This window comes from Vagococcus zengguangii, from assembly GCF_005145005.1.
In the GTDB taxonomy this organism is placed as follows: Bacteria; Bacillota; Bacilli; order Lactobacillales; family Vagococcaceae; genus Vagococcus_A; species Vagococcus_A zengguangii.
Genome location: NZ_CP039712.1, coordinates 1,932,501 through 1,950,000 on the forward strand (window position 1 = coordinate 1,932,501; position 17,500 = coordinate 1,950,000).

The window sequence follows — 17,500 nt, forward strand, 5'->3', positions numbered from 1 at the left end:
ATAAGGGGCATGATGATTTGACGTCATCCCCACCTTCCTCCGGTTTGTCACCGGCAGTCTTGCTAGAGTGCCCAACTTAATGATGGCAACTAACAATAAGGGTTGCGCTCGTTGCGGGACTTAACCCAACATCTCACGACACGAGCTGACGACAACCATGCACCACCTGTCACTTTGTCCCCGAAGGGAAAGTTCTATCTCTAGAATGGTCAAAGGATGTCAAGACCTGGTAAGGTTCTTCGCGTTGCTTCGAATTAAACCACATGCTCCACCGCTTGTGCGGGCCCCCGTCAATTCCTTTGAGTTTCAGTCTTGCGACCGTACTCCCCAGGCGGAGTGCTTAATGCGTTAGCTGCAGCACTGAAGGGCGGAAACCCTCCAACACTTAGCACTCATCGTTTACGGCGTGGACTACCAGGGTATCTAATCCTGTTTGCTCCCCACGCTTTCGAGCCTCAGCGTCAGTTACAGACCAGAGAGTCGCCTTCGCCACTGGTGTTCCTCCATATATCTACGCATTTCACCGCTACACATGGAATTCCACTCTCCTCTTCTGCACTCAAGTTCCCCAGTTTCCAATGACCTTCCTCGGTTGAGCCGAGGGCTTTCACATCAGACTTAAGAAACCGCCTGCGCTCGCTTTACGCCCAATAAATCCGGACAACGCTTGCCACCTACGTATTACCGCGGCTGCTGGCACGTAGTTAGCCGTGGCTTTCTGGTTAGATACCGTCAAGGCGTGAACAGTTACTCTCACGCTTGTTCTTCTCTAACAACAGAGTTTTACGATCCGAAAACCTTCTTCACTCACGCGGCGTTGCTCGGTCAGACTTTCGTCCATTGCCGAAGATTCCCTACTGCTGCCTCCCGTAGGAGTCTGGGCCGTGTCTCAGTCCCAGTGTGGCCGATCACCCTCTCAGGTCGGCTATGCATCATGGCCTTGGTGAGCCGTTACCTCACCAACTAGCTAATGCAGCGCGGGTCTATCCATCAGTGACACCCGAAAGCGCCTTTCATCATTCGACCATGCGGTCAAAAGAATTATGCGGTATTAGCACCTGTTTCCAAGTGTTATCCCCCTCTGATGGGCAAGTTACCCACGTGTTACTCACCCGTCCGCCACTCATTTTGTTTCGGTGGAGCAAGCTCCGGTGGAACAAAATGCGTTCGACTTGCATGTATTAGGCACGCCGCCAGCGTTCGTCCTGAGCCAGGATCAAACTCTCAATAAAAAGTTTTGATAACATCCGAAGATGTCGCCCATTTATGTTTGCTAGCGAATTACTTCACTAAAATTTAAAAATTGCTTGGTTTTGTTTTACACTTTGTAAAACACCCTACACATTTGGTTTGTCTTATTCATTGTTCAGTTTTCAAAGGTCTACTTTTTAAGTCGTTGTCTTTCGTGACAACTCCTAAAGTTTAACATGCTTAGTTGACGCTGTCAACAACTTTTTTAAACTTTTATATTTTGCTTTTTTAAGAACTTTCGTTCCGGACAACTTCTAAATATTAACATCTTTAGTTGATTTCGTCAACTACTTTTTGTAAATATTTTTTTAGAACGTTCAAGTTCTATCATTGCCTCTCAGCAACTCAATTAGAATATCACATGTAGTTGATTTCGTCAACTACTTTTGTAAATATTTTTTATTAGGTTGTTTCGCTGATGACTTAAAATAATATATCAATTAATTTCGAAAAAAGCAACAAAAATTTATTGTTTTTTTGACTTTTTTTGACATTCTGGGCAAAGGCCGTATAACTCTAAGCGGTGCGTATTGATTCGATAGCCTGTTAGACGTTCCACTGCCATCTCTACATCTTCTAAACCAGGGTAAACGGTATCGACAATTTTACCACAAGATTGGCAAATCGCATGGTAATGTTTCTTAGAGGCAAAATCAAAACGACTTGATGAGTCACCATAAGGCATCTCCTGCACAAAACCAATCTTAGTAAAAAGTCTTAAATTATTATAAACGGTTGCGACACTCATATTAGGAAAACGAGGAACTAACGCTTGATATATTTCATCGGCAGTTGGATGTCCATGACTTTCGATTAAATACTCCAACACGGCATGTCTTTGTGGTGTAATTCGGATATTCGATTTTTTTAGCTCTTCTATAGCAAAATTAACTTCTTCATGCGACATAATGCTCGCCTCCTTTTAATAGTATCTCATCCTATCATACTATAATAATCGCTTTATTATCAAGTAGTTCTCCATACATATCTACTATAGTAGGTTGTTTCATTACTTATCCTTACTATTCTATAAAGTTAATTAAATTGCTGGCTCCCTAATTAGTATGTTAACATTATAAAAAAGGAGGTAATATTATAATGGAAGAAGATTTTTTAATGAAACAATTCAAAACAATTGGGCAAAGTATCGGCATCATTCTGAAAAAAGAATTGACTTCCTTTCATCTAGGAGAAGAATTAGATGTCAATGGACAACTTGTCTCTAGAGCCGATTTATTAAGTGACTCGCTTGACCAAAATGATTTTGAGGGGGCTTTTACTTTAATCGACAGTTTGAAGTATAAACTTTCTTATTTAGACTACACTATGTTGGCTGATTGGTTTATTAATTATTTAGAAAAGGAAAAAGCAACACTCATTTCCGACCAACAAATTCAAACTTTCAAAGAAGCTTTAAATAGTCTCTACTAGAAACTTAAAAACAGGACGAACCACGTAAGTGATCCGTCCTGTTTATTGGTTATTCTGCTAATCCGACACGTTCGAATAAATCATCGACATGCTTCATGTGCCAGCTGTAGTCAAAGGCATCATTTAGTTCTTCCATTGATAACACTGACATAATTTTTTCATCCGCTTCTAGTAGCGGACGGAATTGCGTTTGATTATCCCACGCATAAGCTGTCTTAGGTTGGACTAAGTCATAGGCTTCTTCGCGTGTCATCCCGTGATCAATTAATTTAAGTAAAACGCGTTGGCTATAGATTAATCCATATGTCGCATCCATATTGCGTTTCATGTTTTCTGGGAAGACGGTTAAGTTCTCTACAATATTGGAGAAACGATTCAACATGTAGTTAAGTAAGCTTGTCGTATCAGGAATTATGATACGTTCAGCTGAACTATGTGAAATATCACGTTCATGCCATAAACTAACATTTTCCATCGCAGTAATCACGTGGCCACGGATCACGCGTGCTAGACCGGTCATATTTTCTGAACCGATTGGGTTACGTTTATGTGGCATCGCTGAAGAACCTTTTTGTCCCTTAGCGAAAAACTCTTCGACTTCACGTGTTTCTGATTTTTGTAAGCCACGAATTTCAGTGGCGAATTTTTCGATACTTGTTGCGACTAACGCCATTGCTGAAATATATTCCGCATGTAAGTCACGTGGTAACACTTGAGTTGAGATATCTTGGGCGCGAATGCCTAATTTATCGCAAACATACGCTTCTACTGTTGGAGGTGTATTGGCAAATGTCCCAACTGCACCACTGATTTTACCCGCTTCGACACCTTTAGCTGCATGTTCGAAACGCTCGATGTTACGTTTCATCTCTGAATACCATAGTGCTAATTTCAAACCAAATGTTGTTGGTTCCGCGTGTACACCATGAGTACGTCCCATCATTACGGTATACTTGTGTTCTTTGGCTTTATTACCAATCACCTCTAAAAAGTGGTTTAAATCTTTTCTCAAAATCTCATTTGCTTGTTTTAATAAATAACCATAAGCAGTGTCTACTACATCCGTACTTGTTAAGCCGTAATGAATCCATTTACTTTCATCACCTAGGCTTTCTGATACTGTACGTGTGAAGGCTACGACATCATGTCTTGTTTGTTGTTCAATTTCTAAAATACGTTCTACGTCAAATGAAGCGTCACGACGAATTTTAGCCACATCTTCTTGGGGGATTTCTCCCATCTCCGCCCAAGCTTCTGCTGCCAATATTTCAACCTCTAACCAAGCATTGTACTTGTTCTCCTCCGTCCAAATAGCTTTCATCTCTGGTCTTGTATATCTTTCTAACATATTTTAGTCCTCTCTGTCCTTTATTTTTTAAAACATATCAAATAATGATAATTGATTCTCATCTGGCATGCCATCTAGTACCCCGTTTTCACTCAAGTACTCGATAATCGTTTTAGAAACTTTCCCACGGTTAGCCAAATCTTCTTTTGATAAAAATTCTTGTTCTTCACGGGCTACCATGATTTGTTTCGCCACGTTTTCACCCAAACTTGGGACGGCTCTAAATGGTGCAATCAAACTGTTGCCTTCAATCACGAAGTCGTTGGCGTCTGATTTGTATAAATCAACCATCTTGAACTCAAACCCACGTTCTAACATCTCATTAGCTAACTCTAGCACGGTTAATAAGTTTTTCTCTTTAGTTGAAGCTTCTAAGCCCTTGTCACTAATTTCTTTCATGCGATCTTTAACGGCTTCTTTGCCTTTAGACATCGCCACTAAATCAAAATCAGAGGCACGAACTGAAAAATAAGCCGCATAATAATAAATCGGATAGTGAACCTTAAAGTAAGCAACACGCAAGGCCATTAAGACGTAGGCCGCCGCATGGGCTTTCGGAAACATATATTTAATTTTCAAACATGATTCAATGTACCAATCTGGAATACCTTCTTCTTTCATGGCCGCTTGCCAGTCATCAGGAATTCCTTTCCCTTTACGCACACTCTCCATAATTTTGAAGGCTAAACCATCTTCTAAGCCATTATGAATTAAATAAACCATGATATCATCACGACACCCAATTACTTCTGCCAGCGTCGCTCGACCTTGGCGAATTAATTCCTCAGCATTACCTAACCATACATCCGTACCATGAGATAAACCGGAAATTTGCAGCAACTCAGCAAACGTCGTTGGATGCGTTTGTTCTAACATCCCACGCACGAATTTCGTTCCAAACTCAGGAATTCCTAACGTACCCGTCTTGGATAAGATTTGATCAGATGTCACACCTAAAACTTCTGGTCCTGAGAAAATTTTCATCGTTTCTTTGTCATCCGGTGGAATCGTCTTCGGATCAATGCCTGACAAATCTTGCAACATCCTAATGACGGTTGGATCATCGTGCCCTAAAATATCGAGTTTCAAAACATTATCGTGAATCGAGTGGAAATCAAAGTGCGTTGTTTTCCATTCAGACTCTTGGTCGTCGGCTGGGTATTGAATCGGCGTAAAGTCATAAACATCCATATAGTCGGGGATAACGATAATCCCCCCTGGATGCTGACCAGTCGTCCGTTTCACACCTGTCGCCCCTTTAGCAAGACGATCAATTTCGGCACTACGCAAATTCAAATTGTGATCACGTTCATAGCCCTTCGCAAAACCATAGGCCGTCTTATCCGCCACCGTACCAATTGTTCCGGCACGGTAAACATATTCTTCACCGAATAATTCTTTCGTATAGTCATGGGCTCTCGCCTGATACGCACCTGAGAAGTTCAAGTCGATATCGGGTACTTTATCCCCATGAAACCCTAAGAATGTTTCAAACGGAATATCGTGACCGTCTTTTTTCAAATCAGCCCCACATTTAGGACAGACTTTATCTGGCAAGTCAAAACCTGAACCGTAACTACCGTCTTCAAAAAATTCCGAATATTGACATTCTTCACAGCGATAATGTGGCGCCAACGGGTTAACTTCGGTAATCCCAGTCATCGTCGCAACAAAACTAGAACCAACCGAACCACGTGATCCTACTAAGTAGCCATCCGCGACTGATTTATGCACAAGTTTTTGCGAAATTAAATAAATAACCGAGAACCCGTTACCGATGATACTATTCAATTCTTTTTCAATCCGCTTTTCAACGATTTCTGGTAACTCTTCGCCGTATAAACGGCGGGCTTCGTTGTAACTCAAGTCCGTGATTTCTTGCTCGGCTCCTTCAATCTTAGGCGTGTACAAGTCAGTCTTAACGGGTGTCACCTCTTCAAAACGATCGGCCATTTCACGAGAGTTTTTAACGACGACTTCAAACGCTTTATCTTTCCCTAGAAAGGCAAATTCTTGAAGCATCTCATCGGTCGTTCTAAAATGAACATCCGGTAACTTGGTACGATTCAGCATACTCGCACCACCTAATGAGCTAATTAGCACTTCACGATAAATTTTATCCGTTGGTTGCAAGTAGTGGACATTCCCGGTCGCAATCACGGGTTTGCCTAACTCGTCGCCAATTTTACATAAGTTGCCGATAATTTCTTCCAAGTCGCGCTCGTTTTTAACCATTTCATTTTCAAGTAACGGTGCGTAGACCGGTTTGGGCATGATTTCAATAAAGTCATAAAATTTGGCACGATTACGTGCTTCTTCATACCCTTTTTGCATCATTGCTTCAAAGATTTCACCATTGCTACAAGCAGAACCAACTATTAACCCTTCACGTAAGCTCGTTAACAAGGAGCGTGGCACTCGCGGTACGCGGTAAAAATATTCAACATTTGAAGCTGAGATAATTTTGAAAAGATTTTTTAAACCAGCTTGGGTTCGCGCGTAAATCGTCGCATGGAACGGACGTGCACGCTTATACGCATCGCCTTCCCCCACGTGTTCATTCAACTCATCATGACGAGTAATCCCATGTTCTTCTTGGGCTTTTTTGACAAAAATCCAACATAGATGCCCGGTTGACTCTGAGTCATAAATCGCACGGTGATGTTGTTCTAAATTGACATTATATTTCTTCGCCAACGTATTCAAACGGTGACTCTTCCATTGAGGATGCAAGAAACGTGACAACTCTAACGTATCAATGACTGGATTTGGGGCTTCCCCCATGTCGTACTTTTCATAACTGGTGTTTAAGAAGCCCATATCAAAGCTGGCATTGTGTGCAACCAGAATATCATCACCACAAAATTCTTTAAATAATGACAAGACTTCTTTTTCTGATTTCGAACCACGGACCATTTCATCAGTAATCCCGGTTAAATTAATCGTTGTTTGTGATAATGGATGTCCCGGATCAATGAACTCTTCAAAGGTTTCAATAATGTTACCCTTATGCATTTTAACCGCTGCAAGCTCGATAATAGTATCATAGACTGCCGATAATCCAGTTGTCTCAACGTCAAACACGACATAGGTTGCATCTGATAAATTAATCGGAGCTGGATTATAGGCAATCGGCACACCATCATCGATGACATTGGATTCAATCCCATACATAACTTTTACACCACCCGCTTCACCTGCGTGGTGAGCATCAGGAAAGGCTTGGGCTCCGGCATGATCCGTAATCGCAATGGCTGGCATGCCCCAATCAGCTGCCTGTTTGACTAAATCTTTCGCGCTTGGTAAAGCATCCATTGTACTCATATTCGTATGGGCATGAAATTCCACGCGTTTTTGGTCTTCAGGAGCTTTATCTTGTTTCTTAGCCTTTTTAACTTCGACTAAATCCTGTGCGTTCATAACTAAGTCACGCATGAAAGTATCTTCTTGGACACTACCGCGTACTTTTAACCACAAACCTTTTTTAATGCTCGCAAATACCGCTTCGTCTTTTTCACCATTAGAGAACTTCTTCACGATAAACGATGACGTATAGTCGGTCATTTTAATAATTAAAATTTTACGACCCGAACGTAAATCACGCACTTCGGTATCAAAAACATAACCTTCAATCGTAATACGACGTTCTTCTTCCAAAATCTCTTTCATCGGCGTAATTAATTCATCGTCTTGAATATTACGACCTAATTGAATTGGCCCTTCTAAGACAGGGGTTTCTTTTTTACGTTTTTCCTTAAGCTGTTCATTTTTCGCGACCGCTTCAGCTGCTGCCGCCATTATTTTTTCTTGTTGTTCACGTTGGCGTTGCTCAAATTCTTGACGACGAGTTGCCGCTAAATCTTGATTTAACCTCGCTTGCAATTTGAACTTAGGAAAACCGACACGTTCATAGACTGCCGCCACATTCGGGAAAAATTGTGTATCTAAATACGAAATAATCCCCTCTTTTTCAATCATCACGACAATTTGCTTGTCGATAATTTGGGGCATAACACCTGTTAACGAGCCGTTAATTAAGGACGGATTACCGTCAGCCTGCTGTAAGCAATATTCCCAATACTCTTGCAACTTAACTTCGTCATACTGTGCATTTTCAGCCTGAATATTCACTTCAATCGTCGCAATCCCAGCAAAACTATGCTTTAAGGCTAACACTAATTGGTGTAACCACTCCACTGGTAAAATTTCTTGAAAAGATAAATGAAATTCCCACGCTTTACTTTGTTTTTTAACGACGACTTTTTCAATTTTCCCTTGTTGAAACAACGCCTCTTGCGATAATTGGCGTTCAGGATCAACTTGTTCTAATAATTTTTGATACAGTTCATAGGGATTTAAAGTCATTTGTTTACCTCCTCAAATCCACTTCTCAAAATAAAAAGGCACACAACAAAAAGGTTTTGTTGGATGCCTCTTTTCTGTTTTATTATACTATGTTTTTACTTGTATTTCCAATTTGATTAGCCTGTCTATTATCCCCTTATCAAATAAACTTCATTGATAACTATCTGGCATTTTACGTTAATAACTTGTTATTAACGCCAGAAAATTAGTTTATTGTGTCTATAAAGCCACCATAAAGTTGATGCATAAAACGAATTTTAAACACAACTAGTAATTTTAGTTTCTAAATAACGGTAACTTTATTAAACGATCAGCAATCATTACTACTAACAAGACTTTAATCGTATCACCTGGAATAAACGCTAAATTTGATAACAAGGCTGCTCTAAAATTCATACCTGTGACCATAAATAACCCAATTGAACCAAGAAAATCTGACAGTAGAACACCGGGTACCCAGATCAGCACAAATTTTACTAGCCAATTTGAACTTTCTCTAAATCGTTGACGACCTAACCCAATCAATAACGTTGAAACCAACCAGCCCAATAAGTAACCTGCTGTTGGCCCCACAAAAACGGATGCCCCACCACTGCCACCTGTCAAAAACGGCATTCCCATTACCACTAACAATAAGAATAATAGAACAGCCAAGCCACCTTTTCTAGAACCTAATGTGATGCCCGCTAACATAATCCCTAAGTTTTGAAAAACGATAGGCACGGGTATCAGTCCAATCGGAATAGGTGGTACTAGTCCTAATACAATCACTATCGCCATCATCATCGCAACGGCCGTCATATCTTTTGCTTTCATTTATCCCTACCTTTAAGTTTTTCACTATTATAATATACTTCACTCGCCTTGTATAGAAAGCTTGTAATTTATTAACACTATTCCCTAATTATTAAGCAAGATTGTTTATAACTACTATAAGCACCTTCACTTGTTAACAATACATCACGAAACTCTTGATAACTAAAAGAATTTTTACGTTTTCCACAATTAATTCTACCGATTGGCTAAAAAGGTCTAGCTTGAGTAAGGCAACCTGTTGATAATTAGCTAATATCGTACAATTTTTTGAGTTAAGTATACTTCAATAGCCATTAAAGTAATAGATGATCACGCCTCGATTTTTTCATAGTTGATTCACTTTCTAAAGATTCATTTACTTTTATTAAAAAACTACCTATTTTGATTAGCTCTAGTATATTATAATGAACTATCAAATAGTAGTGAGGTGAAGATAATGAAAATTAAAGGGATTAATTTAGATAAAAAGGGTCGTTGTTTACACTATCATCAGACACATGATATCGTAGCTCTTAAGTGTAATGATTGTCAACAATATTATGCTTGCTACCAGTGTCATGATGAACTAGAGGAACATCCTTTTTCTCCAGTAAGTAAAAACGATGAGTCACCAATCCTTTGCGGTAACTGCCAACAAACCTTAAACTATCCGCAATATCAAATAGGTCATTGTCCTTTGTGTCAGCATCCCTTTAACACTAATTGCCAACTGCATGCTAACATTTATTTCAAATAAATGATATTAGCAAAGCAAATAGAAACATTCATTCTAAAATGCACAAAAAAACACCAACGTAATAATACGTTGGTGTTTTTATAGTACCGGCGGCCGGGGTCGAACCGGCACGATCGTGAGATCACTGGATTTTGAGTTTTGCTCTCAACTCTTTTTCAGTACTTTTGAATATATTTGAAATCATTTGAAGTGATTTGAGTTCATTTGAATGCATTACAGTATGCCCAAATAGGAAACTTTTCGGAAACCTTTTTATTACATACTGATTCACAATACTAGTATACCATCAACAAAGCAATATGTCCACTAGAATGTTGAATATTTTAGCTAGATGTTGCTAGCTCTCCTACTCTTTTGTCTCATGCATCTTTCTTCTCCCATCCTCCTCCAAGATTGACACCCTAAACTGATAATACAAGAAGTTAGAACTACTCAAAAATGATAGGTATATTCTCTTGAACGCCAACTAGAACCCTGACCCTTTTTCTTCGAGAAAAAAGCTTCTTGTAGTAGATACTACTCTCTCAATTTTTCTACAATCAGATTGTTCTCACCTATCAGACAATCTCATGACCATGAAACAGATTGACCTTCTTTCCAACAAATACTGACGCTTTCCACATCAATTGTCTGGTTGATGAACCATACAATATCTTCACAAGTAAAAAGCTAATAGTTGAACACAGAACTTATACCATATCTTCTTGTAGTACTCCGAAAGTATTTTGGAGAGTTATCTCCCTTTCTTCTCAATGAATAGTCGTTTCTTTTTTCATCTCATTCATCATGACATGAAAATCCAACGTAAAAATTCATCTCCCACTTGATGAATTTCATACCACCCCCACACACATTTTTTCTTGAAATCATTGCCTTTGACAGCATTTCGAAAAAACAGAGTGTGGGTCGGGTGCTATTCTCACCTATTTAGTGTCAATTGATTTTCACCTCTGCTCCACTCTCAAAGATGAAAATACCATTCCACTTGATGTCACCTGCATACCTAGAATACCTATCTACCCCCCTACTCAACACAGGACAACCTTCTTCACATCCAAACAAACCAACTTGTTTCTTCTATTATATAGGATAATTCTGAAGCTACCTCAGATAAAAAAAATACTTCATCATTGAATAACACTGCGACAAATACCACATACACCCTACCTGAAACCTAGCACTGATCTTCTTCTATTTTCACAATCAAAACAATCTCCTAACAACAGACAGACAATCTATTTTTGAATATCAATAATCTAAATTAGGACATCAACAATCTAAAATCACACTCTTATCTTGAAAAACTAAGGATGATAATTCTTGAAATGACCTTCTCTTCCTAGTGGTATTTTCTCCTACATAATGACTACAACAACTAAATACCCCATATATATATTGACTTATTTGTAACAACTATACATTATTTAGAGGAAAGAACATTTAATTGATAGACCGATTTATTTGCAAGAGAATTGAACCACAAATTTTACAGGTAAACTCGTAGATAAGACTACAAACTAAAGTTTCTAGAAGGAAGAACTAGTCTCATACAGTAAATAACTAGATGACACACCTTGATACATAAATGCCACTAAATTTATGCCGTTTCGTAGGAAGATAGGCGAGCTACAGGTAGATATTTGCGCAGATAGGGTAGATTCGATGTCCATGACCTAGCAAAGGGACAATATATATAGGAGACAAATACCCAAGTCGTTATAGATTAGTTTTTATAAAGAATATGTAAGTTGATGAAATGGAAGTTAGATATTCTTTATAATAAGTTAGCTATAACGACTTGGGTATTTGTTTGTTGGCTTAAGGATAAGTTTATATAGTTTATTGATTAGTTCAGATGAAGTATAAAATCACTTATATGAAAAACAACCTAGGCAATCGCTTATCTTCTATACTGTATGGGAAAATTAATGAGGAAAGACAACAAGTATGACGAGGTAAATGTAACTTGAAGCGAGTACTTCGGTTACTAGAAAAGTTATTTCATATCAAAACTAGGGGTAAATTCTAGAGGTCTCGCCTACTTCTTCTGACAGATGGTAGTCAAACTATAAATGATGTATCCATACGGGGTACTTCGATTACTCTCCCTAGTAACCTACCTCCTACTCGTCTGATTTCAAAACAAACTAGTACCATTTCACACATATACCCACTAAGATAACTACACCTCATGACCAACTATTGGGGTACTGGATGTGGAATTAACCTTCCAAATGAGTTCAAACAGATGTTTCTCATCTTTTCTTCCCCCTATTTCCCCCAACAATATCCAAACCACAAAAAACGTTTGATTTATAGATATAAACATAGGATAATAATGGACGTGAGGAAAGGGGGAAAAGGAACGAGTAAATAAATGACTGAATTAAAAAGGAAACAAGCAGAACAACTAATAAAAAAAGCAAGCAAGAATAGAAAGAAAGCAACTAACTTATTAATGTGCGGTGCTATTCTATCTACAACAGTACTACCTTTGACAACAGTGTTTGCATCTACTTTGATGGACAAGCAGCCTACTGAACAAACAGAATCTTCTACTGTCGATTCATCAGTAGAAGAGACAGTAGAAGACACTACTTCTGTTTTTTCAGACACATATCAAGAAACTGTTCAAGAAACGAACGATGAGGAACCAGACTTCGACGTTGTAGAACAACAATCTCCAGCAGTAGAACAACCTAAAGAAGAACAAGCACCAGTTGCAACACCACGATACACAGAAAACGATTGGGTATTAATGGAAGACGGTTATTATCACTTGGGTGGAGATATTCGAAATGAGGGTACTCTAGATGTAACTGTAAACTTTGTAGACAAAGAAACAGGAGCATTATTAGGTTCTTACTTCAGTCCTAAACATGAAGTTAACCTAGGTATGTCAGTTATTGCTGATGAAGATTTAGGTATTAACCCACAAGAATATGTAGTTGAAGAAGATAACCAATACGTAGACTATGGTTGGGCTACATACGATGAAGACGGAAACTTAATTGGATATCGTGGAGTTAAGTTAGGTTATTCAGACATGCCAACTGACGGTAAAGGTAACTCGACTGTTACAGTACAATTGAAGAAATATGTAAAAGAAGAAGTACCAACACCTGAAGAAGTAAGCTTTACTGTATCTTATGTAGACGAAAACAACAAACAAATCTCTGAAACTGACACTTACACAGGTGAAGAGGGTCAAGAGTATTGGATTAATTTCCCTGAATTCTACGGTTACAAGTTCGCAGAGGGACAAGCTATTGAAATGCAAGGTACTTATGAAAAAGGCATGGCTAATGTGACAGTACATTACGTTAAAGATGACGAAACTGACCCTTCAGTAGAAATGGGAACAGTAACAGTAAAACACGTAGACATCGACACAAATAAAGAAATCGCAACACCTGACACTATCACAGATGAGGTAGGTATGGGGTACTGGGCTTCTGAGAAAGAAATCGAAGGATATGACTTTGTAGAAGAGTTTGACGAGGACGGTTCAAGCCTACAAGGAGGTACAATCACGACAGAACCACAAACACACGTACTACACTACAAATCAAACGGCGAAGTAACCCCTCCAACACAAGAGCAATCAGGAGGAGTAACTATCAACTTCTGGTTTGCATTGAACAGTACTATGATTAAAGAACCTATTCACTTAGACGGCAAGGTAGGCGAAAGCTACTCATACGACATTGCTGACATTCCAGCAACCATTACTTACGAAGGACGTACCTTCTACTTGAACACTGACTACCTAACAAGTATCGCAGACCAATTTGAAGGCACATTCGCCAAAGAGTTAAAAGAAATCAACGTAGTATATGACTTAGACAACGGTACTGTAACACCTGAAAACCAAGAGTCTTCACTAGAGGTACTATTCTTAGACCAAAATGGAGACCCAATTAAAGATAGCGTATTAATTGAGGGAACAAAAGGAGATAAGTACGATATTTCTAAATTTGCTACAGACATTAAGGGGTATACTTTAGATAAAACTAAACTACCTACCCTAACAGGTACGTTAGATGGTAACAACCAAGCAGTATTCTACTTCACAGAAGTAGATGATACCACTAATGGTGGCAACACAGGTGATAATGGCTCTGACAACGGTGGAAACACTGGAAACGGAGACAACGGTAATAACTCCAACGGGGGTACTGACAACAACAGTGGTTCAAACAGTGGTAACACTAACAGCAACGATGCTGATACCAACAACTCTGGAAACGGATCAAGTTCAAACAATACACCAATCAACAATAACTCAAACACTGGAAGTTCAAACAACACTAACAACTCAACTAACACAACTCAAACAAGTTCTACTGAGGGACTTCCACAAACAGGAGAATCATCAAATCCATGGCTTACAGCCTCTGGAATTGTTACTATGGCATCTACTACATTAGCTTGGGTATTAAAACGTAAACATGGATAATGTAGCACACAAACAGAGAATAACTCGAAAGAAAAGAAAACTAAAAGCTCATATTAAAGGCTATTTAATTTTGACAGGTATCTTTCTATTCTCACTAACTTGTATGAATATCGTTCATTCAATAACCATGTCTAACTTAAATGATAAATTAGTCAAAGCTGATAAAGAATTAAATAGCAAGAACCGTTACATTGATACATTAGAAACCGAGATAAAAGAACCATTTAAGACTTATGGTGATAAAACACGAGCTTCTTTGAAGAAAGAAGGACTAAATAGTTCCCTTATTCTACAACGGGATGAACGTTGGGCAAAAGAATCTTACGGTTGGGGTATTAATACTACCGTAGATAAAAATGCATGTGCAATTACATCACTTTCAATGATAAATGCCTATTGGAAAAACAGTGAATTATCCGTTACAGATGTACTTAATTGGGCTGGAAATGACTATTATACCGATTATGGTACTTCATGGAATATTTTCCCAGCATTCGCACAAAATTATGGGTACACTTATACCGACCTCGGAACACAGATAGATAGCGCCCTACCTTATTTAGAAGAAGATATACCTGTAGTCGCTTCTTTCAATCCAGGAATATTCACATCTGTTGGTCATATAATGGTGTTGTCACATGCAGATGAAGATGGTATTCGTATATTAGACCCAAATGATGATGTGTCGAAAAAATTTAGTCTTACAACATATTCAACAGAAGACATACAAGCATCACTGGCCCACCTTTGGGTATTTGAAGAAACAAACTAACTAGTAACATTAAAAAAAAAAGTAAATATTCTTTCCTCACACTGAGGAGTCTTTTTGTGAAAAGGGCTCCTCAATATTAAAAACGCTTAATCCTCCAATCAAATAATACCACGAAAAGATATAACTTTACCTCAGACCTCCAAAAATCCGATTTCCGCGTACTTACCACAGAAAACATCCCAACACACTACTCCAAACGAAACGCTCTAAAAAACAAAAATCTAGCGTTTAATGATGTCCACTTATTTCCTATCTAAGTACAACTATCTGTTTTCCTCACCATGTAATAATCTACCTCCAATAATACCGTTCTAGCTTTCAACTATTCTATATCCCCTGACTCATTTACTTATACCTAATAGAAAAAGGCTCTACTACAGCTTTTCAACTGTCAGTAAAGCCTTTTTATTTAGTCTATAGCTAAGATACATCCAAAAATAGTAAAGAGGAGTCTTTTTCACAAAAAGACTTATCGAAAAACCTAGATTGAAAAAGGAAAGCTTCTTAGGTCGAAATATTTAGGAGCGATTTTCAGTAATCCCCAAAAAACAACTACCTAAAGGAGACAGACAACATGGCAAAAAGACAGACAAACAACGTACAACCTATTAAGGATTCAGTGGTACTAAGACAGGTACAAGATACTCTCCTACATAACTTCAAAGCTGGAAGAAGAAACTACACTATCTTCCAACTAGGAAAAGCCACTCTCTTGAGAGTCAGTGACGTATTATCCCTTGAATATGCAGACATCTTTACACCAGATGGGGTACTCAAAGAACGAGTCTACATCAAAGACCAAAAGACAGGTAAACCCAACACCTTGTACCTCAAACCAATAGAAAAAGACTTGTATCTTTACAAACAATGGCTTGATGATAACGGCATTCAAAGCAAGTGGCTCTTCCCCTCTTCTTCCAATCAAAATACTCACATTACACGCAAGCAATACTACAAAATCATGAGCAAGACTGGCGATTTATTGGGTATCAACTACCTAGGGACACATACCATGAGAAAAACAGGCGCTTATCGAGTCTACGAACAGACCAACTATAATATAGGCTTTGTTATGGACTTGTTGAATCATTCCGATCAAAAATCTACCCTTCGCTACCTTGGATTAGATGAAGTTACAAGAGAAGCCCTATTAGACAAAATAAACTTTGATTAATATTAACCTACCTAGATGATTGAACATAGTCATCTAGGTATTTTTATGTCCCTAGATTGAAATACAGCAATCTTCTTAGCATAAAACTACTTAGATTAATTAGATATAGCCCTCTGAGTATTTTGATATACCTAGACTAAACTACCCTCACCTTCTTTGATATAACGCTACTTAGACCGCTTAGAGGGGGTACTTTTCAAGAACTTAGATGTTCATATAATTATGTATATAGATGGTTTTCAAGCAATTCAGATGATAAAAGGAGATTACAACATGAATAGACCACGAGATAGCACATATAGACAACCAACGGAGAAGTAGACTTTATTTTTGTGACAATAATCGCAATAATTTCATTTGAATCAATTTGACATCATTTGAACTACTTTGATGTCATTTGAGTTCAAATATACATAACATAGACACAGGAGGACATATTACATAATGAATAAACTACTAATGAAAAAGAATGATTTAATGGCTCTAGGGATAGGAAAGGCACGGTCAGAACGTGTCATTCGTGAAGCAAAACAACGAATGATAGAAAAAGGATTTCCTTTCTATGATGACAGAAGGCTCGGTATTGTACCTACACAGGTAGTAGAAGAAATACTAGGTATATCAATTATAAATAATAATGGAGGAAAAAGAACATGAGTATTAAATTAGATAAAGTAAATAAGACTTGGATGGTAGAGGTAACAACTGGAGTAGATTCAGATACAGGAAAAACTAGAAGATTTATCAAACGTGGCATTCAAACTAAGACAGAAGCACTTGAAATAGAAGCTTTCTACAAGAAAAACTACTCAATCTTAAAGAATATGGAGGAAGATAGATATGGGAGTTAAAAAAGAAAAGCAAAAGAATACTTGGAAGGTAGATATATCAGATGGAAAAGACCCTATTACAGGAAAAAGAAGACGAATTATTAAACGTGGCATTAAGACTAGAAAAGAAGCTATTGAATTAGAAGCCATTTTAAGAGGGAAAAATTTCAACGACTACAGCCCCAACAGACAAATAACCATGAATGAACTACAGGTAATGTTGCAAGAAGAAGATAGACTAAGAAATACCAAACAAAGCTATATGAATACTCAGGCTGATAACTACAATAAACATTTCAAAGAGTACTTCAAGAAGGC

General features: G+C 38.3%; 12 protein-coding genes and 1 rRNA gene (2 of these 13 only partly in view). 8 read left to right on the forward strand and 5 right to left on the reverse strand.

Translation table 11 applies throughout. From position 1 onward, the window contains the following. Positions 1 to 1,232: ribosomal RNA gene (locus tag FA707_RS09185) — 16S ribosomal RNA — on the reverse strand (it extends 329 nt beyond the left edge of the window). Between the two features lie 485 nt (positions 1,233 to 1,717). Further along, a complete protein-coding gene (locus tag FA707_RS09190; RefSeq protein ID WP_136953927.1) occupies positions 1,718 to 2,158 on the reverse strand; it encodes a Fur family transcriptional regulator in 441 nt (146 codons plus the stop codon). Between the two features lie 191 nt (positions 2,159 to 2,349). Here FA707_RS09190 and FA707_RS09195 point away from each other — a divergent pair, with 191 nt between their 5' ends. Beyond that, a complete protein-coding gene (locus tag FA707_RS09195; RefSeq protein WP_136953928.1) occupies positions 2,350 to 2,682 on the forward strand; it encodes a hypothetical protein in 333 nt (110 codons plus the stop codon). Positions 2,683 to 2,731: 49 nt separating this feature from the next. On the opposite strand, the gene purB is transcribed toward FA707_RS09195, so the two are convergent. The 3 genes from purB to FA707_RS09210 form a co-directional block, all read right to left on the reverse strand. Further along, on the reverse strand, positions 2,732 to 4,030 hold the full coding sequence (purB, locus tag FA707_RS09200; protein ID WP_136953929.1) for an adenylosuccinate lyase: 1,299 nt from the start codon (positions 4,028 to 4,030) through the stop codon (positions 2,732 to 2,734). A gap of 27 nt (positions 4,031 to 4,057) precedes the next feature. Beyond that, entirely contained in the window at positions 4,058 to 8,395 is a 4,338-nt protein-coding gene (locus tag FA707_RS09205) for a PolC-type DNA polymerase III (RefSeq protein WP_136953930.1), read from the reverse strand. A gap of 276 nt (positions 8,396 to 8,671) precedes the next feature. Further along, entirely contained in the window at positions 8,672 to 9,211 is a 540-nt protein-coding gene (locus FA707_RS09210) for a biotin transporter BioY (RefSeq protein ID WP_136953931.1), read from the reverse strand. Between the two features lie 436 nt (positions 9,212 to 9,647). On the opposite strand from FA707_RS09210, the gene FA707_RS09215 reads away from it, so the two are divergent. From FA707_RS09215 to FA707_RS09245, 7 genes are all read left to right on the forward strand, one after another. After that, positions 9,648 to 9,947: a CHY zinc finger protein gene (locus tag FA707_RS09215; protein ID WP_136953932.1), complete on the forward strand. Its 300-nt coding sequence runs from the start codon at positions 9,648 to 9,650 to the stop codon at positions 9,945 to 9,947. Between the two features lie 2,377 nt (positions 9,948 to 12,324). After that, a complete protein-coding gene (locus FA707_RS09220; RefSeq protein ID WP_136953933.1) occupies positions 12,325 to 14,406 on the forward strand; it encodes a MucBP domain-containing protein in 2,082 nt (693 codons plus the stop codon). Next, positions 14,399 to 15,178, forward strand: coding sequence for a C39 family peptidase (locus tag FA707_RS09225; protein WP_136953934.1), 780 nt, complete (start codon positions 14,399 to 14,401; stop codon positions 15,176 to 15,178). The genes FA707_RS09220 and FA707_RS09225 overlap by 8 nt, the downstream gene beginning before the upstream one ends. Positions 15,179 to 15,752: 574 nt before the next feature. Continuing rightward, entirely contained in the window at positions 15,753 to 16,352 is a 600-nt protein-coding gene (locus FA707_RS09230; protein WP_136953935.1) for a tyrosine-type recombinase/integrase, read from the forward strand. Positions 16,353 to 16,796: 444 nt separating this feature from the next. After that, positions 16,797 to 17,009, forward strand: a complete 213-nt coding sequence (locus FA707_RS09235) for a DUF3173 family protein (protein WP_136953936.1) — start codon at positions 16,797 to 16,799, stop codon at positions 17,007 to 17,009. Then, positions 17,006 to 17,203: an Arm DNA-binding domain-containing protein gene (locus FA707_RS09240; protein ID WP_136953937.1), complete on the forward strand. Its 198-nt coding sequence runs from the start codon at positions 17,006 to 17,008 to the stop codon at positions 17,201 to 17,203. Before FA707_RS09235 ends, FA707_RS09240 begins: the two co-directional genes overlap by 4 nt. Next, on the forward strand, positions 17,193 to 17,500 hold the start of the coding sequence (locus FA707_RS09245) for a site-specific integrase (RefSeq protein WP_136953938.1). The gene runs 811 nt beyond the window's last position; 308 of the gene's 1,119 nt are visible here — the first part of the coding sequence; it begins with the start codon at positions 17,193 to 17,195; its stop codon lies off the right edge, out of view. Before FA707_RS09240 ends, FA707_RS09245 begins: the two co-directional genes overlap by 11 nt.